Origin of the sequence: Microbacterium sp. 22215 (assembly GCF_052045655.1) — a bacterium.
GTDB lineage: Bacteria > Actinomycetota > Actinomycetes > Actinomycetales > Microbacteriaceae > Microbacterium > Microbacterium phyllosphaerae.
Window position 1 is genome coordinate 139,226 of the sequence record NZ_JBQEPC010000004.1, and the last position, 20,147, is coordinate 159,372.

The window sequence follows — 20,147 nt, forward strand, 5'->3', positions numbered from 1 at the left end:
AACGCAGCGACGGGGGCGACACTGCGTTATAGGCCGATCGGTCGTGAGGTCGGGCACCCTGCCCACGACTGCTCTGCCCAGCTGACCCCAGAAATAGCACCTCGTCCCCTACGCGATGCCGGTGTGGTCGTAAGCTCACTGTAGGGCTCGGTTCTTCACATACCGGAGGGGGTGCTGTGATGAGTATGGAAAGTGGCATTCGCCGATATGCCGATGTATTCGCAGCGTCGTTCCGTGACGCGATCAATGCACGTGGATTGACTCTGGCACGACTGCACGAACAGCTGCGCGCCCGAGGAAACAGCGTCTCGATGGCGACACTCAGCTACTGGCGCTCCGGAGCCCGTCGCCCCGAAGGCGCCCAGTCGATGGCGGCCCTCAGCGACATCGAGCAGCTGCTGCATCTCGAGCCCGGATCCCTCACCGCGTTGCTCGGCACCACGAACCGCACCGGCCCGCTCGGCCCCAATCAGTTCCCGCTCGACGAGCAGGAGCTCGAGCAGGCGGTGAAGGATGCCTTCGCCGCCCTCGGCGCCGAGTACCCCGACACCTCTCGCGAGCTGACGACGCACTCGGTCACGGATGTGGATGCCGACGGCAACGTGTCGTACTCGATCACGCGCAGCATCGTGCAGTCGACCGTCGGGACGGTCTCCTCGATCCCCTTCCTCGAGATGACCCCGGGCGTGAGCACTCCCGCCCCGATCATCAGCGCCGTGGCGGGAGGAAGGATCGCGGCCCGCTACTCGCATCCGAACGGCGAGGTGCACGGCGTACTGTTCGAGCTCGACGTGCCGCTGACCGCTCCGAGCACGTCGATGGTGGAGTGGTCCGTCCAGTACCCACCGGGCTATCCGCCGCAGCGCGAGACCGGTCACGCCGTCGCCCGGCAGTGCCGCGAGCTGCTGGTCTGGACCCGGTTCCACCCGGATGCCCTGCCCGACCGCATCGAGGAGCGCGCCGAGACGCCGGCGGGCATCAAGACGACCGAGCTGTCGCTCGAGGGTCGGAACTCGGTGCACCAGGTGCGCCGAGCCTTCGGCCCCGGGCTGCTCGGCGTCTCCTGGAGCTACGCCGACGGGCGCTGACGCTCAGCCGGGCTGCTCGCCCACAGCCACGGGGCGACCGGGAGTGTTCGACCACTGACTCCACGACCCGGGGAACACCTTCGCCTCGATTCCGGCCTCGTCGAGCACCAGTGCGGTGTGCGCCGCCGTGATGCCGGAGCCGCAGTACGCCGCGACCGGGGTTCCCTCGGTGACGCCGACAGCCGCGAAGGTGGCCTGAAGCGTGTGCACGTCGAGGATCTTTCCCTCGGCGTTCAGGTGAGCCGCCATCGGCACGTTGAGGGCGCCGGGGATGTGTCCGCCGACGGGATCGAGCGGCTCGTGGTCGCCCCGATAGCGTTCGGGGGCCCGCACGTCGAGCAGCACGCCGCCTTCGGGGAACAAGGCCGCCTCGTCGATCGAGATCGCGTCGGCACCGATCTCGTCGAGGACGACGTCACCCGGCTCGACCTGCACATCGTCGGTCGCGACCGGCAGGCCGGCTGCCGTCCAGGCGCGGATGCCGCCGTCGAGCACGCGCACATCGACGCCGCCCTGTCGCAGCAGCCACCAGGCGCGCGACGCGCTGAGACCCTTGGCATCGTCGTAAGCCACGACCACATCACCCTGGTTGACGCCCCAGCGGCGCGCAGCATCCTGCAGCGTCCGGGTGGAGGGCAGCGGGTGGCGCCCCTCCGACGGCTCCCCGTGCGTCGCGAGCTCGGTGGAGAGCGGAACGTAGACGGCTCCCGGGATGTGACCGCCGAGATAGTCGGCGTGGCCGTCAGGACGGTCGAGTCGCCAGCGCACGTCGATCACTCGGACCGGCGTCTCGGACGCCCGCAGCTCGTTCAGTTCGTCGACGCTCACGAAGTTGCTCATGAGGCGAGGCTATCGAGACGCCGTTCGAATCGCGCACCTGACCGTATTCCGTCGTCATATCGGGCCAGTCACGCGATTCGAAAGCGGAAGAGGGGTGATTCGAAGCGGATGCGCGCGCGGCGATAAGCTCGTCCGGGCCGCGTCGGGAAAGGACAGCATGTCCACTCGATTCCGCTGGATGAGCCTGCGTCGGCAGGAGGTCGCCCTCATCGCCGTCACGGCCGTGTGGGGCAGCACGTTCCTGCTCGTGCACTGGGCGATGCAGCACTCGGGGCCCTGGTTCTTCGTCGGCATCCGCTTCCTGGTCGCCGGTCTGATCAGCGTCGTCATCTTCCGCAGGGCGCTTCGCGGCATCCGCTGGCGCGACATCGGAGCCGGCGTCGCGATCGGCGTGATGATCTACCTCGGCTACGGACTGCAGACCGTCGGACTGCAGACCATCGACTCGAGCACGTCGGCCTTCATCACGGCGATGTACATCCCGCTCGTGCCGCTCGCTCAGTGGGCGGTGTTCCGCAAGCGCCCACCGGCCATGGCATTCGTGGGCGCCGGGCTCGCCTTCGTCGGGCTGATGCTCATCGCCGGCCCCGACGCGTTCGCCCTCACACTGGGGTCGGGCGAGATCCTCACCGTGATCAGCACGCTGCCGATCGCGGCCGAGATCATCCTGATCAGCGTGTTCGCCGGCAGGATCGACCTCGGCCGGATCACGATCATCCAACTGCTCACCGCGGGCGTGCTCGGCATCCTGACGATGCCGGTGGTCGGCGAGGGGCTTCCCGAGTTCTCCTGGATCTGGGTCGGCTGCGCTGTCGGGCTCGGGGCGGCGAGCTGCATCATCCAACTCACGATGAACTGGGCGCAGAAGTCGGTATCGCCGACCCGCGCCACGATCATCTACGCGGGTGAGCCGGTGTGGGCAGCGGCGATCGGGCGCATCGCGGGCGATCGCCTGCCGGTCACGGCGCTGATCGGCGGCGCGCTCGTCGTGCTCGGCATCCTGGCCAGCGAGCTCAAGCTCGTGCGCCGCCGCGAGCAGGAGCCGGCTCCCGAATCGGAGCCGGCCCCAGCACCTCTGCCGGAGTAGCGGCCCGGAGGTCCGGGTCAGACCGTGAGCAGCACCTTGGTGGCGCGTCGCTCGTCCATGGCGCGGTAGCCCTCGGCGGCCTCCTCGAGCGGAAGCGTGAGGTCGAACACCTTGCCCGGGTCGATCTTGCGGTCCCAGATGAGCTGGATCAGCTCGGGGAGGAAGCGGCGCACCGGAGCCGGGCCGCCGTGCAGGTGCACCGCGGAGTAGAACATCTCCTCACCGGGCAGCGCGACGTCGTGCGAGACGCCGACGAATCCGACATGACCGCCGGGACGGGTCGCGCGGATGGCCTGCATCATCGACTCCTGCGTGCCGACCGCCTCGATCACCGAGTGCGCACCGAGCCCGTTCGTGAGCTCCTTGATGCGGGCCACGCCCTCGTCTCCGCGCTCCTCGACGATGTCGGTCGCGCCGAACTCGCGTGCCAGCGCCTGGCGGTCGGCGTGACGGCTCATCGCGATGATCCGCTCGGCGCCGAGTTCACGAGCAGCGAGGATGCCGAGCAGACCCACCGCTCCGTCCCCGACGACGGCGACGGTCTTGCCGGGCCCGACCTCGGCGGCGACGGCGGCGAACCAGCCGGTGCCCAGCACGTCGGATGCCGCGAGCAGCGACGGGATCAGATCGGCGTCGGGCTGCCCCGGCGTCGCGACGAGCGTGCCGTCGGCGTGCGGGATCAGCGAGTACTCGGCCTGGGTGCCGTAGCGACCCATCGGCACGACGTGCACGCAGCGCGACTGGTATCCGGCCTGGCAGATCTCGCAGGTGTTGTCCGAGGCCATGAATGACCCGACGACGAAGTCGCCGACCTTCACGGTCTTCACCTCGGCGCCGATCTCTTCGACGACGCCGACGTACTCGTGACCCATCGGGTCGTGATCGACCTCGTTCGCGCCCCGGTAGGGCCACAGGTCGGATCCGCAGATGCAGGTCGCGGCGATCCGGATCACGGCATCGGTCGGGCGGGTGATGGTCGGCTTCTCGCGCTCCTCGACGCGAACGTCGCCGGGCGCGTACATGACTACTCCACGCATGAGTGGTGCTCCTTCGGTCTTGTGACTCCAGTCAACGCCTCATCGAGCCGTCTCGGGAGGTTTTGATAAAACTCCTTTCACGGGAATAGACACCGGCATATCGCGTTTCACCCGACATGATTGAAACTTCAACCGTCGTCCCGGTGGCTGCAGAGCGGACGCGGGTGCGCGTGCCGATGCGCTTCGCCGACGGATTCTCCACCGCGGCGGATGTCGTCACCTTCGACGGTCTGGTCGACGGCCGCGAGCACCTGCTCCTGGGGCTCGGCGACTGGAAGGGCGCCCTCGAGCGCATGGCGGACGGCGGGGATGCTCCGCTCGTGCGCCCGCACAGCGAATGCCTGACCGGCGATGTCTTCGGATCCGAGCGCTGCGACTGCGGTCCGCAGCTGCGCGAAGCCGTCGAGCGCATCGCCGAGGAGGGCGGGTTCCTGCTGTACCTGCGCCAGGAGGGTCGCGGCATCGGCCTGTACGCCAAGCTCGACGCCTACGCCCTGCAGGACGCAGGCCTCGACACCTACGAGGCGAACGTGGCGCTCGGCCGCGGCGAGGACGAGCGAGACTACACCGTCGCGGCGCAGATGCTCCAGGCGGTGGGTGCCGACAGCATCCGCCTGCTGAGCAACAACCCCGACAAGGCGGCTCAGCTCGAGTCACTCGGCATCCGTGTCACCGAGCAGGTGCGCACCGGTGTCCACCTCTCGGACGCGAACCACCGATACCTCGAGGCCAAGCGCGACCACACCTCGCACACGCTCGATCTGTCCGCCGCGTGATGAGCGCTGCCGTCGTCAGCGAGCGCCCCGTGAGCGCCGTGAGCGAGCGGCGCCTCGACGATGCCGAGATGCAGACGTGGCTGCCGACGATCCGCTTCGTGCAGTTGCTGCCGCAGGTGCTCGATCGGGCGCTGAAGGCCGAGACGGGTCTCAAGCACGCGCACTACGCGATCCTCGTCTCTCTGGCCGGGCAGGACGAACGGCCCATCCCGATGACGGAGCTCGCGCAGATCGCCGGACTCAGCAGGTCCAGGCTCAGTCACGCGATCGACTCGCTCGAGGAGCGCGGCTGGGTCACGCGAACCTCCTGCAGCAGCGACAAGCGCACGCTGACGGCCGCGCTCACGGATGCCGGTCGCGAGCTGCTCCGAGGGGCAGCTCCCGTTCACGTGGCGCAGATCCGCGAGCTCGTGTTCGATCCGCTCTCCGAGGACGAGCGGGAGCAGCTCGGCACGATCCTGACCAAGCTGCTCCCGGGCGTGACTGCGGCCCTCTGACGCCGATCGGCCCCGGGGCGCAGAGGGAGAGCCCGCCAGTACCTCCCTTCGTGCCGCGCGAGGGCGTACCGTCGAAGACATGGACACCCGCAACGAGGTGCGCGAATTCCTCTCGTCGAGGCGCGACCGCATCACCCCCGACCAGGCAGGCCTGCCCGCGTACGGCGGCAACCGCCGCGTACCGGGACTCCGTCGCGAAGAGGTGTCGCTGCTCGCCGGCGTCAGCGTCGACTACTACACCCGCCTCGAGCGCGGCGATCTGTCCGGTGTCTCCGACAGCGTGCTCGACGCGCTCGCCCGCGCGCTGCAGCTCGATGAGGCCGAGACCGCGCACCTGTTCGACCTCGCGCGCACGGCCAACGCGTCACCGGTCGCCCGCAAGCCGCGCAAGAAGGTCGAGACGCTGCGTCCCAGCATCCTGCGCCTGCTCGACGCGATGACCGAGGCGCCCGCGATCGTGCGCAACAACTACTTCGACTACCTCGCCGCGAACGCGCTCGGCCGCGCTCTCTATGCGCCGCTGTTCACGACTCCGGTGCCGAACAGCGCCCGCTTCGCCTTCCTCGACCCGGCGGCGCAGGAGTTCTACCCCGAGTGGGAGCGCAACACGCAGGAGCTCGTCGCCGCGATGCGCGGCGAGGCCGGGCGCAATCCGTTCGACCGCACGCTCACCGATCTCGTGGGAGAGCTGTCGACGCGCAGCGAGCGTTTCCGCACCCTGTGGGCCGCGCACAACGTGCGCTTCCACCGCAGCGGCGTCAAGCGGATCAACCACCCCGTCGTCGGCGAGATGGAGCTCACCTACGAGGCGTTCGAGCTTCCGGCCGATCCGGGGCTGCAGATGTCGACGTATACGGCAGAGCCGGGATCAGCGTCCGAGGAGAAGCTGCGGATGCTCGCGAGCTGGGCGGCGACGGATGCTGCGGCATCCGCGTCTTCCGGCACCGACTCCGCGGTGGCGGATCGCGCCGGGGCCTGACGCCTGCGTTCAGTCGCGCGACGCGACCGGTCGCACGGTGAGACTCTGCACGGAGACGCCGAAGGGCCCTGCCCCGTCGTTCAGCACGGAGTGGGTGACGCCGACCCCGTTGGCGCCGAACGTCACGGTCGTGTCGAGCCCGATCCAGCCTTCGTCCGGTTCGCGGAACAGGTGGGCCGTGAGGTCGACGTTCGGAAAGAACGCCGAGCCGATCGGAACTCGCGGAGTCATGCCGTTGGCGAGGTCGACGACGCCGAGGGCGCGTGCCGTCGGGCTGACCCGCTCATCGGCGAGCAGCGGGTGATGGGGTCGCACCCACGCGGAGGCGCGGCCCGGCTCATCCTCGCGGTGACGGAAATCGCCCGAGCGCACGAAGGCACCCGGCCACACCGCGCCGGCCTGCCACTCGGCGTGCGCGTCGAGCGGTGGCATGACCGGCAGCGCACCACCCGCGATCGCTGTCGTGTCGGCAGTCTGCATCAGCCAGGCTCGGAGGATCACCGCCGGCCTACCCGCGTGGCTCAGCGTCGCCTCGACGAGTTCGATCGTGCGCCCCGGACGGATCACTCGGATCTCGACGTCGACCGCATCGATCGGCAGGACGCCGAGGATGTCGTACGAGACGCGAGCCAGGACCAGCGAGTCGTCGCGCCGCGCATCACGATCGGCCTCGACGAGGTGCGCCAGCAGTCCGATGGTCGGTGCGATGTGCTGCTCGGAGGTGTTCCATGCTCCCTGCACCGCGTCGGTGGCCCGGAAGGCGGTGGCGGAGAGGCGCTCGAAGTATGCGGTCACCATCGGATCGTAGAACGTCGTCATCGCACCAGCTGTCCGACGAGCAGCACCGCACCGATCCCGATCATCGCGAGGCCCGATACGATGCTCACGATGCGCGCCGCGGTCGGACGAGCGCGCAGCACCGACCCTGCGCCGAACCCGACGGCGAAGTAGACGGCTGCGCAGCCGACCAGGTGCACGGCGCCGAGCATCACGATCTGCATCGAGACCGGCCACGCCGAGGCCGGTGCAGTGAACTGCGGGAGGATCGCGAGGAAGAGCAGCGTGACCTTGGGGTTCAGTCCGCTGATACCGAATCCCTTCAGCATCCATCGGCCCGGTGAGGCCTCGACGAGTTCGGCTCCCTCGCGGATCACGGCGGGTGCACGCAGGGTGCCGATGCCGAGCCAGACCAGGTAGAGCGCACCGGCGACGGTCAGCACGGTGAGGGCGAGCGGATACCGGGCGACGAGCGCTCCGACCCCGGCCGCGACGATGATCACGGCGAGCACGTGGCCCGACAGCATCCCCAGCACCGCGGGCGCTGCGCGACGGCGCAGACCGGCCGAGATAGCGAAGGCCCAGTCGGCACCGGGGGTGATGACGAAGAGCATTGAGACACCCCAGAAGGCGGTGATCGCGGTGAGCGCCATGGCTGTTCTCTTTCGTCGTTCCAATGCTGCGGGGCAACTCTAGGAAGGAAACGACGGAAGGTGTTTGCGTTTTTTGCACTGCGGGACCCATTCTGCGCAAGAATCTTGAGTATGGACGCGATCGACCGGAAGATCCTTGCCGAACTGCAGCGCGACGGACGCCTGAGCATCACGGAACTCGCGGAGCGGGTGCAGCTCAGCGTCTCTCCCTGTCACCGCCGCCTGCGTGAGCTGGAGCGCTCCGGAGTCATCACCGGATACCACGCGACCCTCTCGCCCCAGGCTCTCGGTCTGGGCTTCGAGACACTCGTCTTCGTCACGATGAAGGAGGCGAACCGCGACTCGATCATCCCGTTCGAGGAGGCCGTGACCCGCATCCCGAACATCACGCTCGCGCACCGCCTGTTCGGCGACCCCGACTACCTCTTGCGCGTGGTCGCCGCCGACCTCGAACACTTCCAGCGCCTGTACGACGAGCAGCTCACCGCTCTCCCCGGCGTGCAGCGGGTCAGCTCGACGCTCGTGATGCGCAAGGTCGTCGACGACGGGGCGCTGCCCTTGGGCTGAGCCGTTCTGCTCAGAGCAGAACGGCTCGAATCATCCGCTGACGGCGGATTATCGTGAGGCATGGCCGACCTCGTCCCGTTCTCCCGCGCACCTCGTCCTGACCGCCCTCGCCCCAGCGAGCCCGAACCGCTGTGGCGACAGATGCTCGGCGACCAGCTGCGCCGCCGACGACACGGCCGCGATGAGACTCTGACCGAGACGGCCGAGAACGCCGGAGTCTCGCCCCAGTACCTCTCGGAGGTCGAGCGAGGACTCAAAGAGCCGTCGAGCGAGATGATCGCCGCGATCGCGGGCGCCCTCGACACCTCGCTCATCGAGCTGACGAGCGCCGTCGCCGACGAGTTGCGTCAGGTCACGGCGGCTCCGGCATCCGCTGCGGTATCTGGCTCGCGCGAGGCATTCGCCCTCGCCGCCTGACGGGCCGTCTCCTCCGCGATGGGTGGTCAAAAAGGCATCGAATCTGGCGTTCTGCGATGCGTTATTGACCACCCACCGCGCGCGAGATGCGTTTCGACCACGCATCGCGCCTCAGACGGCCCGCTCCCCGAGCACCGTGTCGATCAGTCCGTAGTCCAGGGCAGCGGATGCCGTGAAGACGCGGTCCCGATCGGTGTCGGCGCGCAGTTCGCCGAGCGACCGGCCGCTGTGCCTGGCGAGGATCGATTCCATGTCGGAGCGCACGCGCACGACCTCGTCTGCCGCGAGGATCAGGTCGGGGATCGCCCCTCGCGACTGCCCGGCCGGCTGATGGAGCACGATCCGGGCATGGGCGAGGGCTGCCCGCTGCCCCGGCGCTCCGGCCGCGACGAGCAGGGCCGCCGGCCCGATCGCCTGCCCGACACAGGTCGTCGCGACGGGCGGACGGATGTGCTGCATCGTGTCGTAGATCGCGAGTGCCGCCCCCGGGTCGCCTCCCTCGCTGTTGATGTAGGACTGGATGCCGGAATCCTGACTGTCGGCATCCAGATGCAGCAGCTGCGCGATCAGGGCATTCGCGACTCCCGCATCGATCCCGGTGCCGAGGTAGATCACCCGCTCCGCGAGCAGGTGCGAGTAGACGTCCGTGATCCGATCGCCGCGCGGATGCTGCGCGATCACGTTCGGGATCGTGTAGCCGCTCATGCGCTCACCCCCAGCCCGACGCGGGCCCGGCGGCGCGGCATGAGGTCGGCGAGCGAGCCCACGATTTCGTCGATGAACCCGTAGTCCTTCGCCTGCGCAACCGTGTACCAGCGGTCATGCAGCGAGTCCTCGAAGATGCGATCCACAGGCTGTCCGGTGTCGTCGGCGATGAGTCCGAGCACCGTGTCGCGCATGTGCCGCAGGTCGTCGGCCTGTGTCTCGATCTCTCCCGCCGAGCCGCCGATGCCCGCCGATCCCTGGTGCATGAGGATCCGAGCGTGCGGCAGGGCCCGGCGCTTGCCCTTCGTGCCGGCCGACAGCAGGAACTGCCCGGCGCTGCACGCGAGCCCGAGTGCGAGGGTTGAGACATCGTTCGGCACGAGTCTCATCAGGTCGCGGATCGCGAGCATGGACGGGACGGACCCGCCGGGCGAGTGGATCCAGAGGGCGATGTCGGTGGTCGGATCCTCGACCGAGAGCGTCAGCAGCTGCGTCATCAACAGCGTGCCGTTGTCGTCGTCGAGGGCGCCGTCGAGCACGAGGACGCGTTCGTGGAACAGCGCTCGTCGGGCCTCGGGGCCGAACTGCGGGAGGGGGTTGTCTTCGCTCATGACCTCAGCATCCGCCGCCGCGAGGCCGTGCGCGGCGGTATCCGCCCTGAGCAGATCCGCCTGAGGCAGATCGCTCCGGAATCCCCGCGTAACACCCCCGACTCACGAGGCTCCTACCCTCAGAGCATGGCGAAGCAGAAGACACCCGAGTGGCAGTGGTCCGAGGACGGCATCAACTTCCGCACCCGCAAATGGGTGCGCCCCGAAGACCTCAACGCGAACGGCTCGCTGTTCGGCGGGAGCCTGCTGAAGTGGATCGACGAGGAGGCGGCGATCTACGCGATCGTGCAGCTGGGCAATTACCGCGCGGTGACGAAGCACATCTCGGAGATCAACTTCGAGGCGTCGGCCGTGCAGGGCGATCTGATCGAGATCGGCCTGCAGGCGACGCACTTCGGCACCACGTCTCTGACCATGCGGGCCGTCGCCCGCAACATGATCACCCGCAAGCGCATCCTCACGATCGAGAAGATCGTCTTCGTGAGTCTGGATGACGACGGGATGCCCACGCCGCACGGCTACAACGAGATCACCTACAACCGCGATCGGATGCCGACCGAGCGCATCGCCACGGGGACGATCCGCCTGCCGTAGGGTCGGCCCGGCGGCCGCGCCCGGTGCGAGGATGGAGTCGTCCGTCGAGCAAGGGAGCCCCGAATGAGCCGCAGCGCCACCGCAGCCACGACCGCGATCCGAGAGATGCGCGACTTCTTGTTCGCGAATGCCACGGACTATGAGGCGGCTCGCGAAGGATTCGCCTGGCCGACGCCCACGGAGTTCAACTTCGCCCTCGAGTGGTTCGACGTCATCGCGGGTGAGACCCCCGACCGCCCGGCCGTGCAGATCGTCTCGGCCGACCTCAGCCTCGAGTCGTGGAGCTACGGCGACCTCTCCGCACGGTCAGACCAGGTCGCCGCGTGGCTGACCGGCCTCGGCATCCGTCGAGGAGACCACGTCATCGTGATGCTCGGCAACACGATCGAGCTGTGGGAGGTGATGCTCGCGATCACCAAGATCGGCGCGGTGTCGATCCCCACCTCGACGCTGCTCTCGGCATCCGACCTCGCCTACCGCGTCGAGCACGGCCGTGCCCGTGCGATCGTGACCCTGGGCTCACTCGCCGAGCGCATCGCCGACATCGACGCCGCCGTGCTGCGCATCGGGGTGGGCGACGGCATTCCCGCCGAGTGGACGCGCTTCGCAGACTCGACCACTGCACCGACGACGTTCGAGCCGGATGCCGCGACTCCCGCCGATGACACGGCCCTGCTGTACTTCACCAGCGGCACGACCAGCCGCCCGAAGCTCGTGCATCACACCCACGTGTCGTACCCGATCGGGCACCTGTCGACCATGTGGTGGCTGGGCGTTCGACCCGACGACGTGCATCTCAACATCTCGTCGCCGGGGTGGGCGAAGCATGCCTGGTCGAGCTTCTACTCGCCGTTCCTCGCCGAGGCGACCGTGTTCGTCTACAACTACGACCGCTTCGACGCGAACACCCTCATGCAGGTCATGGACACGCACCACGTCTCGACGTTCTGTGCCCCGCCGACGGTGTGGCGCATGCTGATCCAGGCCGACCTCGGCCGGCTCACCCACCCGCCGCGCGAGCTCGTCGGAGCGGGCGAACCGCTGAACCCCGAGGTCATCGATCGAGTGCGTGAAGCCTGGGCTGGAACGATCCGCGACGGGTTCGGGCAGACCGAGATGACGGCGTGCGTGGGCAACTCCCCCGGCCAGGTCGTGAAGGTCGGATCCATGGGTCGCCCACTGCCCGGCTACCCGGTCGTGCTGCTCGATCCGGCGACCGGCGAGCTCGCGGAGAGTGAGGGCGAGATCGCGCTCGACCTCGCGCATCCGCCCGCAGGGCTCATGGCCGGGTACTACGACGACCCCGAGAAGACGGCCGAATCGCGCGTCGGCGGCTACCATCACACCGGCGACATCGCCCAGCGGGATGCCGACGGCTACCTCACCTACATCGGGCGGGCCGACGACGTGTTCAAGGCCTCCGACTACAAGATCTCGCCGTTCGAGCTCGAGTCGGTGCTGCTCGAGCACGATCTCGTGATCGAGGCCGCGGTGATCCCCAGCCCCGATCCGACGCGCCTGGCGGTACCGAAGGCCTACGTGTGCCTGCGCACGGATGCGGTGGAGGCCGAGGCGGACGCCGCGCGGTCGATCTTCGCGTACGCCCACGACCGGCTCTCGTCGCACCTGTGGGTGCGCATCATCGAGTTCGTGCCGGAGCTGCCCAAGACGATCTCGGGCAAGATCCGCCGCGTCGAGCTGCGCGCCAGGGAGGCCGAACGCGTGTCCTCGGGCGACGAGACCGCACAGCACCGCGACCGCGACTACCGCTGAGGCCGCGCCCACGGGCTCAGCCCGCGGACTCAGCCCACGGGCTCAGCCGGCGAGTGCGGGCTGGGATCCGGTGCTCGGTGCCGTCGTCGTGCGCGGAGCAGGCTGCGGCTCGGGCGCATCGGCGAGGGACTCGGCCCGTGCGGTTCGTGCGGCCTGACGCGCCGGCTCTCCGGCGCTCACGATCGCGCGCACCATGGCGCCGATCACGAGCATCGCGGCGAGCACGACGCCCGACACGAGCAGCGGCATCCACTGGCTCGCGAAGGATGCCGTCGAGCTGAGCATCGCACTCGGGATCCACAGCCCTACGGCTCCACCGGCGAGCCCTGCCGCGCCGCGCATGATCGCGACTCCGGCGACGATCGCGCACAGCGCCGCGAGCACGGCCCCCACCACTCCGATCGGCACCAGTATCGATGCCAGTTCGCTTGCCATTCTTGATGACGTCATCACGACCCCCCGGTCAGACGGACTCTCCGTATGACCAACACTACGAAGTGTCGGCATACAGGGCATCCATCTCAAGGATGATGTTCCGCAACTGTGACGAGTTGTTCAGCGCCGCTTCAACCGGGCGAACCGCGACGCCTTGATCACGCGCACCGGCTGGGTGACAACCGCATCGACGACCATCGAGCCGTCGGTCGGTCCGATGATCGCCATCGTCGACGTCTCGGTCGACTCGATCGGGTCGACGGGCATGCGGCCGAGGTCGCGGTGGGCGCGCACGTACGCCGGCACCAGCAGGGCGATCGCGCCGAGCCAGGCCAGGGGGTTGCTGAGCGCCACGCCCTCGAAGCCGATCATCGCACCGAGCACGAGAGCCGCGCCCACGCGCATCACGAGCTCGACCACCCCGGTGACCGTGGGGATGAGCGTGTGGCCGAGTCCCTGCAGCGCGCCACGCAGCACGAAGAGCACGCCGAGCGCCCAGTAGCCGCATCCGTTGATGATGAGCATGAGGTGCGCGAGCCGCACGACCTCGTCGGACCCCTCGCCCACGAACAGCCGCACCATCGGCGCACCGAACGCGATGATGAGGGCGCCGAGCGCGACACCGGCGCCGATCGCCATCCAGGTGCCCTCGATCACACCACGGCGGATGCGGTCGGGGCGGCGTCCGCCGAGATTCTGCGCCGCGTACATCGACGACGCGAGGCCCAGCGATGACAGGAACGCCACGGCCAGGCCGTCGACCCGGGAGGCCGTCGTGTAGGCGGCGACCGCCTCGGAGCCGAGGGTGTTGAGGGCGACCTGCACCACGAGCGTGCCGATCGCGATGATCGAGGCCTGGAATCCCATCGGGAGCCCGAGCCGCAGGTGCTCCCGGAAGTCCTCGCGCGTCACATGCCAGTCGGCACGACGCAGGTGCAGCATCGGCAGGCGGCGGCGCACGAACTCGAGGCAGAGTGCGACCGAGACCGCCTGGGCGACGACGGTCGCGAGCGCAGCTCCGCCCACGCCCCATTCGAGCGGGCCGACCATGAGCACGACGAGTCCGACGTTGAGCGCGCATGACACGGTGAGGAAGATCAACGGCGTGCGGGAGTCGCCGATCGCGCGGATGATCGCCGAGAGGTAGTTGAAGAACATCGTCGCACTCGCGCCGATGAAGCTGATCTGCGTGAAGGTGGTCGCCTCGGGCATGAGCTCGGCCGGCGTCTGCAGCAGGGCGAGCACGGGGGCGGCGATCAAGGGCGCGACGATCGTCAGCACGACGCTGGTGATGCCGGTCAGGATCACGCCGGTCGCGACCGACCGTCGCACCGCCGCACCGTCGCCCGCACCGAACGCCTGGGCGATCGGGATCGCGAAACCGCTGGTGAGCCCCCAGGCGAAGCCGATCAGCAGGAAGAGCAGGCTGCCCGTGGCACCGACGGCCGCGAGCGACTCGACGCCGAGGTGGCGCCCGACGACGACGGCGTCGGCGAACTGGTACATCTGCTGCACGACGTTGCCGAGCAGCAGCGGGATCGAGAACGAGAGGATGACACGCCACGGGCGGCCCGTGGTGAGAGAGGTGGCCATGGAGGAAGCGGCTCGCAGAACTGGGGGATGATCGGGGGTCGAACCAGGATATCGAATCGATTCGGTTAACTGCCATACCCGATCGGCAAGTACGGTCGGAAGGATGCCGCAGCGGGACGCGGCACGGAACACCGGAGGTTCGACGATGACGGCACAGAACACGGAAGGATCCGTCAGGGTGGACGGAACCGCCGACGGAGAAGAGCAGCACCTCAAGCGGGCGCTGAGCAACCGACACATCCAGCTGCTCGCGATCGGCGGGGCGATCGGCACCGGCCTGTTCATGGGCAGCGGCAAGACGATCTCGGTCGCAGGCCCCTCGGTGATCTTCGTCTACATGATCATCGGGTTCATGCTCTTCTTCGTCATGCGGGCGATGGGCGAGCTGCTGCTGTCGAACCTCAAGTACAAGTCGTTCAGCGACTTCGCGAGCGACCTGCTCGGCCCGTGGGCCGGCTTCTTCACCGGATGGACGTACTGGTTCTGCTGGGTCGTCACCGGAGTCGCCGACGTGATCGCGATCGCCGGATACACGGATGCGCTGTTCCCCGGCATCCCGTTGTGGATCCCCGGCCTCCTCGTGATCGTCATCCTGCTCGCCCTGAACCTTCCCACCGTCGCCGCCTTCGGCGAGATGGAGTTCTGGTTCGCGCTCATCAAGATCGTCGCGATCGTCGCTCTCATCATCACGGGTCTCGTGATGATCTTCACCGGCTTCCAGCACGACGCCGGCACGGCGAGCTTCGCCAACCTGTGGGACCACGGCGGCATGTTCCCGCACGGCTTCATGGGCTTCGTCGCCGGATTCCAGATCGCGGTGTTCGCGTTCGTCGGCGTCGAGCTCGTCGGCACGGCCGCGGCCGAGACCAAGGACCCCGAGAAGAACCTGCCGAAGGCGATCAACGCCATCCCGATCCGCATCCTGCTGTTCTACGTGGGCGCGCTCGTCATCCTGATGGCCGTCACCCCGTGGACCGAGTACGTCGCCGGCGAGAGCCCCTTCATCGCGATGTTCGCCCTCGCGGGCCTCGGCATCGCCGCGACCGTCGTGAACCTCGTCGTGCTGACCTCGGCGATGTCGAGCGCGAACTCGGGCATCTACTCGACCTCGCGCATGGTGTTCGGTCTCGCGAAGGACGGCGACGCCCCGCGCATCTTCGGCCGCCTCTCGAAGCGCCGCGTGCCGCAGAACGCACTGTTCCTGTCGTGCATCCTGCTGCTCTCGGGCGTCGTGCTGCTCTACGCGGGCAAGGACATCGGCACGGCCTTCGACATGGTCACGACGGTGTCGGCCGTGTGCTTCATGTTCGTCTGGACGATCTTCCTCTGCAGCTATCTGGTCTACCGGCGCCGGCGCCCCGAGAAGGTGGCCGCGTCGAGGTTCCGGATGCCCGGCGGAGTGTTCATGGTCTACGTGGTGCTCGCGTTCTTCGTGTTCATCCTCTGGGCACTCACGACGCAGCCCGACACGCTGACCGCGCTGCTGGTGACCCCGATCTGGTTCGTGCTGCTGCTCGTGGCCTGGCTGTTCGTGCGCAGGACGCAGAACCACCTGACGCGTCACGCGAAGCACATCGCGTACCTGCGCGACGACTCGGTCGAGTAGTCGGGGGCGACCCGCGCGACGTCTGAGGGAGGTTCCGGCAGGCCCTCCCTCAGCGCCGCGAGCGAGCGTAGCGTCAGTCGCGACGAAAGGACTCGACATGCACACTCGCACACTCGGCCAGGGACTCGAGGTCTCGGCTGTCGGCCTAGGCTGCATGGGGATGTCGCAGAGCTACGGCCCGAACCCCGGAAGCCGCGACGAGATGATCGCCGTATTGCGTTCAGCGCTCGACCAGGGAGTGACGTTCTTCGACACGGCGGAGGTCTACGGCCCCTACGTCAATGAAGAGCTCGTCGGCGAGGCGCTGGAGCCGATCCGCGACCAGGTCGTCATCGCGACGAAGTTCGGCTGGCGCATCGAAGACGGCACGAGCGTCGGGCTCGACAGCCGGCCCGAGCAGATCCGTCGCGTCGCCGAGGAGTCGTTGCGGCGCCTGCGCACCGATGTGCTCGACCTCTTCTACCAGCACCGCGTCGACCCGGATGTGCCGATCGACGACGTCGCCGGCACGGTCGGTGAGCTGATCGCCGAGGGCAAGGTGCGTCACTTCGGCCTCTCCGAAGCATCCGCCTCGACGATCCGCCGCGCGCACGCGGTGCAGCCGGTCACCGCGCTGCAGAGCGAGTACTCGCTGTGGACCCGCGACCCCGAGGATGAGGTGCTCCCCACGCTCGCCGAGCTCGGCATCGGCTTCGTGCCGTTCAGTCCACTGGGCAAGGGATTCCTCACCGGCACGGTCGACCAGACCACCTCCTTCTCGGACGGAGACATCCGCGGCACCATCCCGCGCTTCAGCGAGGAGAACCGGGCCGCGAATCAGGCCCTCGTGAGTCACGTCACCGCACTCGCGGAGGCGAAGGAGGCATCGTCGGGCCAGATCGCGCTCGCCTGGCTGCTCGCCCGCGAACCGTTCATCGTCCCCATCCCCGGCACGAGGCGCACCTCACGCATCGCCGAGAACGCAGGAGCGACGGCCGTGGCACTCTCGGCCGACGAGATGGCCGATCTCGACCAGCTCGCGGCGCGCGTCGGGGTGCAGGGCGACCGCTACAACCCGCAGCAGATGTCGTTCGTCGACCGTTGAGCAGGCGCCGGCGCTGGGTAGTCTGAGGCGGATGACTCCGCCCCGCAGCTACCCGGCGACGATCGCCGCGCCCGTGGAGCACGAACTCGTCATCAAGAAATCCCGCTTCATCGCGACCGTCGAGCCGGTCGGGTCGGTCGAGGAGGCGGATGCCGTGATCGCGCGCCTCCGCAAGCAGTGGTGGGATGCCCGACACAACTGCACCGCGATGGTGACCGGTCTGCTCGGCGATCAGGCCCGGTCGTCGGATGACGGCGAGCCCTCGGGAACAGCCGGGGTGCCGATGCTCGAGGTGCTGCGCCGCCGCGAGCTCACGGATGTCGTGGCGGTGGTCACCCGCTACTTCGGCGGTGTGAAGCTCGGCGCCGGCGGTCTGGTGCGGGCGTACTCGTCGGCAGTGTCTGAGGCGTTGGATCTTGCGACGCTCGTGAACCGGCAGTCGCTCACCCAGGTCACGATCGACGTCGCGCATGCGGATGCAGGACGCTTCGACAACCTGCTGCGCGACTGGGTGCTGCATCACGGCGCGACACTCGGCGACACCCGGTACGGGGCGTCGGCGACGCTCGAGGCCTGGGTTCCCGCCGAGGAGCTCGATCGACTCGCGGATGACATCGCGGCGGCGTCCGCCGGGGCCGTCGCACCGGTGATCGGCGGCGAGCGCATCGTCGACGTGCCCGTCTGATCGCCCGAGCGCTCGCGCACCCGCGGTAATCAGGCGAATCCACAACGGCAGCCGGATATTCTGGATGCCGCGATCTCGGAAGGAGAGCGATGTTCGACAGCCCGCTCTCGGCTTCTGCCTACGAGATCCTCGGTGTGGACCCGTCGGTCGACGACGTCGAGCTGCGGCGTGCCTATCGGCTCCGCCTCCGCGAGACGCACCCGGACACCGGAGGCGACGCGGCCGTGTTCATCCAGGTGCAGCGCGCGTGGGAGCTCGTCGGCACCGCCGAGAGCCGCGCCGCCTACGATCGCCGCAGCGGCGCGCACCCCGGCATCCCTTCGGAGCCGGAGTGGAGCGGATGGCGTCCGCAGTCGGCCACGCGCACCGACACGCGCCCCCGGGCGCGCTCGTACGGCCACCCTGGCGGCTGGCGACGCGAGCGCTACCTGTCGCTGATCCGCGAATGGGCGGGCCGAGGCGTCGAGGTGCCCGACCCGTACGACCCCGCCCTGGTGCGCTCGGCCCCGCGAGACCTGCGTCGACTGCTCGCCGATGCGCTGGCAGAAGAGGCGACCGCCCGCACGGTGAGCGCGCTCGGCATGGGGTTCACGGTCTGGCACGACGTGGCCACAGGCGCGGATGCCGACGACAAGCTCGACCACGTGGTGCTCAGCCCGTCGGGCCTGTACGGCGTCATGTCGGAGGACTTCGGCGGCGTCGTCGGCTTCCGACGCGGTGAGATCACCGGCCCGAGCCTGGGCACCCGCGCACCCGTCACCGCGGCGCTCTCGCGCATGCGCACGGTGGCCAAGGCCGCGCGGGTGAAGTTCGGCGGAGTGATCATCGTCCTCCCCGACGACGACCTGTCGCAGGCCGTCACGCCGCTCGGCAGCAGTCGTGGGGTGCCGGTCGTCGTCGTGCGGCGCAGCGCGCTCGCGATGGTGCTGCGCCAGGGCGTGCCCGGCGCCCGTGCGATCGGCGGCAACGAGCTGTTCGACGTGCGGACGCGCCTGCAGCAGACCGTCACGTTCGTCTGAGCCCTGGCTGACCACTCCCGCCCTCTCCCGCTCATTTGCCGAGGTATCGCACGCTCCGCCTCGGCATCCGCCCGTCCCGTTTCGCGGCGCCGGCTCCGTACTGCGGACGAACGCCGCTGATTCGCTCGCAGATCGGGACGCCCTCCGCTGATCGGGACCGCGGCGCAGACGGCGCGGGTCGAGCCGACTCTTGACCGGATCCGTCAAACCGGTTTACACTCGTTTCACCCCCGATCGTCAAACCGGTTAAATCGCGCCTGACCGGATGCCGACGATCAGCCCGAGGTTCCACGAGGAGGTGGCATGAGCCGTACGACGATCGCAGACGTCGCGCGAGAGGCCGGCGTCACCAAGGCCACCGTCTCGCATGCCCTGAGCGGCAAGCGCCCCATCTCCGACGACACCAGGGCGAAGGTCCTCGCCGCGGCCGAGAAGCTGAACTGGGTGCCCAGCCAGAGCGCCCGAGCCCTGGCCACGCAGAGGGCCAACGCCGTCGCCGTCGTACTGGCCCGTGACCCTGAGGTCATCGCGAACGACTCGTTCTTCCCCGCCTTCATCGCAGGCGTCGAATCCGTTCTCGCCGAGACCGAGACCGGACTGATCCTGCACGTCGTCCCCGACCGCGCCGCCGAAGAACGCGCTTACCGGGCGCTCAGCCACGGCCGAGCCGACGGTGCCCTGCTGCTCGATCTGCGCACGGAGGACTGGCGCGTGCCGCTGCTCGAAGAGCTCGAGCTGCCCGCCGTGCTCGTGGGCGCCTACGAACGGCCGACGCGGTTCTCGTGCGTCCGCACCGACGACGCGGAGCCGATCCGCGAGATCATCGCGCATCTGCGCAGCGCCGGGCACGAGCGCATCGCGCATGTCGCGGGGCCGCTCGATTACGTGCACTCGCATGTGCGCGCAGATGCCTTCGTCGACGCCGTCGGAGGAGACGAGCTGCTGCGCGAGGGCGACTTCACCGCCGCCAGCGGCCGGGCCCGCACCGCCGAGCTGCTCGCCCTGCCGGATCGACCGACCGCGATCCTGTATTCGAACGACACCATGGCGATCGCCGGCCTGTCGTTCGCCCGCTCGAGCGGGCTCAGCATCCCTCGCGATCTCGCCATCGCCGGCTTCGACGACGACCACCTCTCCGCCCACCTCTCCCCCGCTCTCACGAGCGTCTCTTCGGGCCCGGCCGCGCGAGGACGCGCCGCTGCCCGCCTGCTGCTGGCTGACATCCTGGGCGCCGAGCCGCGCACCGAGGTCGTCGACTGCAACATCGTTCACTTCCGGGAGAGCACCACCCGTTAGACGATCACCCGAACCATCGCGTCAAGGA

General features: G+C 68.8%; 21 protein-coding genes and 1 pseudogene. 14 read left to right on the forward strand and 8 right to left on the reverse strand.

Annotated elements, in window-relative coordinates:
* Positions 1–179: 179 nt before the first annotated feature.
* Positions 180–1,088 carry a hypothetical protein gene (locus ACTJKH_RS08535; protein ID WP_440736545.1) on the forward strand — a complete coding sequence of 303 codons (909 nt, stop codon included), beginning with the start codon at positions 180–182 and terminating at the stop codon, positions 1,086–1,088.
* A gap of 3 nt (positions 1,089–1,091) precedes the next feature.
* Here the strand turns inward: ACTJKH_RS08535 and ACTJKH_RS08540 are convergent, their stop codons facing one another.
* A complete protein-coding gene (locus tag ACTJKH_RS08540; protein ID WP_440736546.1) occupies positions 1,092–1,928 on the reverse strand; it encodes a sulfurtransferase in 837 nt (278 codons plus the stop codon).
* 157 nt (positions 1,929–2,085) lie between these two features.
* Here ACTJKH_RS08540 and ACTJKH_RS08545 point away from each other — a divergent pair, with 157 nt between their 5' ends.
* Positions 2,086–3,015, forward strand: a complete 930-nt coding sequence (locus tag ACTJKH_RS08545) for a DMT family transporter (protein ID WP_440736547.1) — start codon at positions 2,086–2,088, stop codon at positions 3,013–3,015.
* Positions 3,016–3,032: 17 nt separating this feature from the next.
* On the opposite strand, the gene ACTJKH_RS08550 is transcribed toward ACTJKH_RS08545, so the two are convergent.
* Positions 3,033–4,052 carry a zinc-dependent alcohol dehydrogenase family protein gene (locus tag ACTJKH_RS08550; protein ID WP_440736548.1) on the reverse strand — a complete coding sequence of 340 codons (1,020 nt, stop codon included), beginning with the start codon at positions 4,050–4,052 and terminating at the stop codon, positions 3,033–3,035.
* Between the two features lie 116 nt (positions 4,053–4,168).
* Between ACTJKH_RS08550 and ACTJKH_RS08555 the strand changes: the two genes are divergently transcribed.
* The 3 genes and pseudogenes from ACTJKH_RS08555 to ACTJKH_RS08565 form a co-directional block, all read left to right on the forward strand.
* Entirely contained in the window at positions 4,169–4,828 is a 660-nt protein-coding gene (locus ACTJKH_RS08555; protein WP_210096349.1) for a GTP cyclohydrolase II, read from the forward strand.
* Positions 4,828–5,325 (forward strand): MarR family winged helix-turn-helix transcriptional regulator, encoded by a 498-nt coding sequence (locus ACTJKH_RS08560; protein ID WP_440736549.1) that lies wholly within the window; start codon positions 4,828–4,830, stop codon positions 5,323–5,325. The genes ACTJKH_RS08555 and ACTJKH_RS08560 overlap by 1 nt, the downstream gene beginning before the upstream one ends.
* 70 nt (positions 5,326–5,395) lie before the next feature.
* Positions 5,396–6,304: pseudogene (locus ACTJKH_RS08565) on the forward strand (helix-turn-helix transcriptional regulator); the annotation flags it as partial.
* A 9-nt stretch (positions 6,305–6,313) separates the two neighbouring features.
* Here the strand turns inward: ACTJKH_RS08565 and ACTJKH_RS08570 are convergent.
* Positions 6,314–7,123: a thioesterase family protein gene (locus ACTJKH_RS08570; protein ID WP_440736550.1), complete on the reverse strand. Its 810-nt coding sequence runs from the start codon at positions 7,121–7,123 to the stop codon at positions 6,314–6,316.
* Entirely contained in the window at positions 7,120–7,734 is a 615-nt protein-coding gene (locus tag ACTJKH_RS08575) for a LysE family translocator (protein WP_440736551.1), read from the reverse strand. The genes ACTJKH_RS08570 and ACTJKH_RS08575 overlap by 4 nt, the downstream gene beginning before the upstream one ends.
* A 111-nt stretch (positions 7,735–7,845) precedes the next feature.
* On the opposite strand from ACTJKH_RS08575, the gene ACTJKH_RS08580 reads away from it, so the two are divergent.
* Entirely contained in the window at positions 7,846–8,301 is a 456-nt protein-coding gene (locus tag ACTJKH_RS08580) for an Lrp/AsnC family transcriptional regulator (RefSeq protein ID WP_056311153.1), read from the forward strand.
* Positions 8,302–8,361: 60 nt separating this feature from the next.
* Positions 8,362–8,718 (forward strand): helix-turn-helix domain-containing protein, encoded by a 357-nt coding sequence (locus tag ACTJKH_RS08585; protein ID WP_440736552.1) that lies wholly within the window; start codon positions 8,362–8,364, stop codon positions 8,716–8,718.
* A 111-nt stretch (positions 8,719–8,829) separates the two neighbouring features.
* On the opposite strand, the gene ACTJKH_RS08590 is transcribed toward ACTJKH_RS08585, so the two are convergent.
* Positions 8,830–9,423 (reverse strand): ClpP family protease, encoded by a 594-nt coding sequence (locus tag ACTJKH_RS08590; RefSeq protein ID WP_440736553.1) that lies wholly within the window; start codon positions 9,421–9,423, stop codon positions 8,830–8,832.
* On the reverse strand, positions 9,420–10,034 hold the full coding sequence (locus ACTJKH_RS08595; protein ID WP_440736554.1) for a ClpP family protease: 615 nt from the start codon (positions 10,032–10,034) through the stop codon (positions 9,420–9,422). The genes ACTJKH_RS08590 and ACTJKH_RS08595 overlap by 4 nt, the downstream gene beginning before the upstream one ends.
* 126 nt (positions 10,035–10,160) lie before the next feature.
* Between ACTJKH_RS08595 and ACTJKH_RS08600 the strand changes: the two genes are divergently transcribed.
* Together ACTJKH_RS08600 and ACTJKH_RS08605 are read left to right on the forward strand one after the other, a co-directional pair.
* Positions 10,161–10,628, forward strand: coding sequence for an acyl-CoA thioesterase (locus ACTJKH_RS08600; protein ID WP_210096357.1), 468 nt, complete (start codon positions 10,161–10,163; stop codon positions 10,626–10,628).
* A 63-nt stretch (positions 10,629–10,691) separates the two neighbouring features.
* Positions 10,692–12,401: an AMP-binding protein gene (locus ACTJKH_RS08605; RefSeq protein ID WP_440736555.1), complete on the forward strand. Its 1,710-nt coding sequence runs from the start codon at positions 10,692–10,694 to the stop codon at positions 12,399–12,401.
* 42 nt (positions 12,402–12,443) lie between these two features.
* On the opposite strand, the gene ACTJKH_RS08610 is transcribed toward ACTJKH_RS08605, so the two are convergent.
* Positions 12,444–12,836, reverse strand: coding sequence for a hypothetical protein (locus ACTJKH_RS08610; protein WP_440736556.1), 393 nt, complete (start codon positions 12,834–12,836; stop codon positions 12,444–12,446).
* Positions 12,837–12,956: 120 nt separating this feature from the next.
* Positions 12,957–14,429 (reverse strand): MATE family efflux transporter, encoded by a 1,473-nt coding sequence (locus ACTJKH_RS08615; RefSeq protein ID WP_440736557.1) that lies wholly within the window; start codon positions 14,427–14,429, stop codon positions 12,957–12,959.
* Between the two features lie 145 nt (positions 14,430–14,574).
* Between ACTJKH_RS08615 and cycA the strand changes: the two genes are divergently transcribed.
* The 5 genes from cycA to ACTJKH_RS08640 all read left to right on the forward strand — a co-directional run bounded on the left by cycA (position 14,575) and on the right by ACTJKH_RS08640 (position 20,119).
* The gene (gene cycA, locus ACTJKH_RS08620) at positions 14,575–16,035 is read left to right on the forward strand and encodes a D-serine/D-alanine/glycine transporter (protein ID WP_440736558.1); all 1,461 of its coding nucleotides are present in this window, start codon (positions 14,575–14,577) and stop codon (positions 16,033–16,035) included.
* 97 nt (positions 16,036–16,132) lie between these two features.
* Complete coding sequence (locus tag ACTJKH_RS08625; protein WP_440736559.1) at positions 16,133–17,119, forward strand: aldo/keto reductase; 987 nt, start codon at positions 16,133–16,135, stop codon at positions 17,117–17,119.
* Between the two features lie 31 nt (positions 17,120–17,150).
* On the forward strand, positions 17,151–17,804 hold the full coding sequence (locus tag ACTJKH_RS08630) for a YigZ family protein (RefSeq protein ID WP_440736560.1): 654 nt from the start codon (positions 17,151–17,153) through the stop codon (positions 17,802–17,804).
* 89 nt (positions 17,805–17,893) lie between these two features.
* Complete coding sequence (locus ACTJKH_RS08635; RefSeq protein ID WP_210096366.1) at positions 17,894–18,823, forward strand: DnaJ domain-containing protein; 930 nt, start codon at positions 17,894–17,896, stop codon at positions 18,821–18,823.
* Positions 18,824–19,126: 303 nt separating this feature from the next.
* Positions 19,127–20,119: a LacI family DNA-binding transcriptional regulator gene (locus ACTJKH_RS08640; protein WP_440736561.1), complete on the forward strand. Its 993-nt coding sequence runs from the start codon at positions 19,127–19,129 to the stop codon at positions 20,117–20,119.
* The last annotated feature ends 28 nt before the right edge of the window (positions 20,120–20,147 follow it).

Bases quoted from the DNA above. Each gene is read 5' to 3' on its own strand.
- ACTJKH_RS08535 (WP_440736545.1), top strand. From the start codon at position 180: ATGAGTATGGAAAGTGGCATTCGCCGATATGCCGATGTATTCGCAGCG.
- ACTJKH_RS08540 (WP_440736546.1), bottom strand. From the start codon at position 1,928: ATGAGCAACTTCGTGAGCGTCGACGAACTGAACGAGCTGCGGGCGTCC.
- ACTJKH_RS08545 (WP_440736547.1), top strand. From the start codon at position 2,086: ATGTCCACTCGATTCCGCTGGATGAGCCTGCGTCGGCAGGAGGTCGCC.
- ACTJKH_RS08550 (WP_440736548.1), bottom strand. From the start codon at position 4,052: ATGCGTGGAGTAGTCATGTACGCGCCCGGCGACGTTCGCGTCGAGGAG.
- ACTJKH_RS08555 (WP_210096349.1), top strand. From the start codon at position 4,169: ATGATTGAAACTTCAACCGTCGTCCCGGTGGCTGCAGAGCGGACGCGG.
- ACTJKH_RS08560 (WP_440736549.1), top strand. From the start codon at position 4,828: ATGAGCGCTGCCGTCGTCAGCGAGCGCCCCGTGAGCGCCGTGAGCGAG.
- ACTJKH_RS08570 (WP_440736550.1), bottom strand. From the start codon at position 7,123: ATGACGACGTTCTACGATCCGATGGTGACCGCATACTTCGAGCGCCTC.
- ACTJKH_RS08575 (WP_440736551.1), bottom strand. From the start codon at position 7,734: ATGGCGCTCACCGCGATCACCGCCTTCTGGGGTGTCTCAATGCTCTTC.
- ACTJKH_RS08580 (WP_056311153.1), top strand. From the start codon at position 7,846: ATGGACGCGATCGACCGGAAGATCCTTGCCGAACTGCAGCGCGACGGA.
- ACTJKH_RS08585 (WP_440736552.1), top strand. From the start codon at position 8,362: ATGGCCGACCTCGTCCCGTTCTCCCGCGCACCTCGTCCTGACCGCCCT.
- ACTJKH_RS08590 (WP_440736553.1), bottom strand. From the start codon at position 9,423: ATGAGCGGCTACACGATCCCGAACGTGATCGCGCAGCATCCGCGCGGC.
- ACTJKH_RS08595 (WP_440736554.1), bottom strand. From the start codon at position 10,034: ATGAGCGAAGACAACCCCCTCCCGCAGTTCGGCCCCGAGGCCCGACGA.
- ACTJKH_RS08600 (WP_210096357.1), top strand. From the start codon at position 10,161: ATGGCGAAGCAGAAGACACCCGAGTGGCAGTGGTCCGAGGACGGCATC.
- ACTJKH_RS08605 (WP_440736555.1), top strand. From the start codon at position 10,692: ATGAGCCGCAGCGCCACCGCAGCCACGACCGCGATCCGAGAGATGCGC.
- ACTJKH_RS08610 (WP_440736556.1), bottom strand. From the start codon at position 12,836: ATGGCAAGCGAACTGGCATCGATACTGGTGCCGATCGGAGTGGTGGGG.
- ACTJKH_RS08615 (WP_440736557.1), bottom strand. From the start codon at position 14,429: ATGGCCACCTCTCTCACCACGGGCCGCCCGTGGCGTGTCATCCTCTCG.
- cycA (WP_440736558.1), top strand. From the start codon at position 14,575: ATGACGGCACAGAACACGGAAGGATCCGTCAGGGTGGACGGAACCGCC.
- ACTJKH_RS08625 (WP_440736559.1), top strand. From the start codon at position 16,133: ATGCACACTCGCACACTCGGCCAGGGACTCGAGGTCTCGGCTGTCGGC.
- ACTJKH_RS08630 (WP_440736560.1), top strand. From the start codon at position 17,151: ATGACTCCGCCCCGCAGCTACCCGGCGACGATCGCCGCGCCCGTGGAG.
- ACTJKH_RS08635 (WP_210096366.1), top strand. From the start codon at position 17,894: ATGTTCGACAGCCCGCTCTCGGCTTCTGCCTACGAGATCCTCGGTGTG.
- ACTJKH_RS08640 (WP_440736561.1), top strand. From the start codon at position 19,127: ATGAGCCGTACGACGATCGCAGACGTCGCGCGAGAGGCCGGCGTCACC.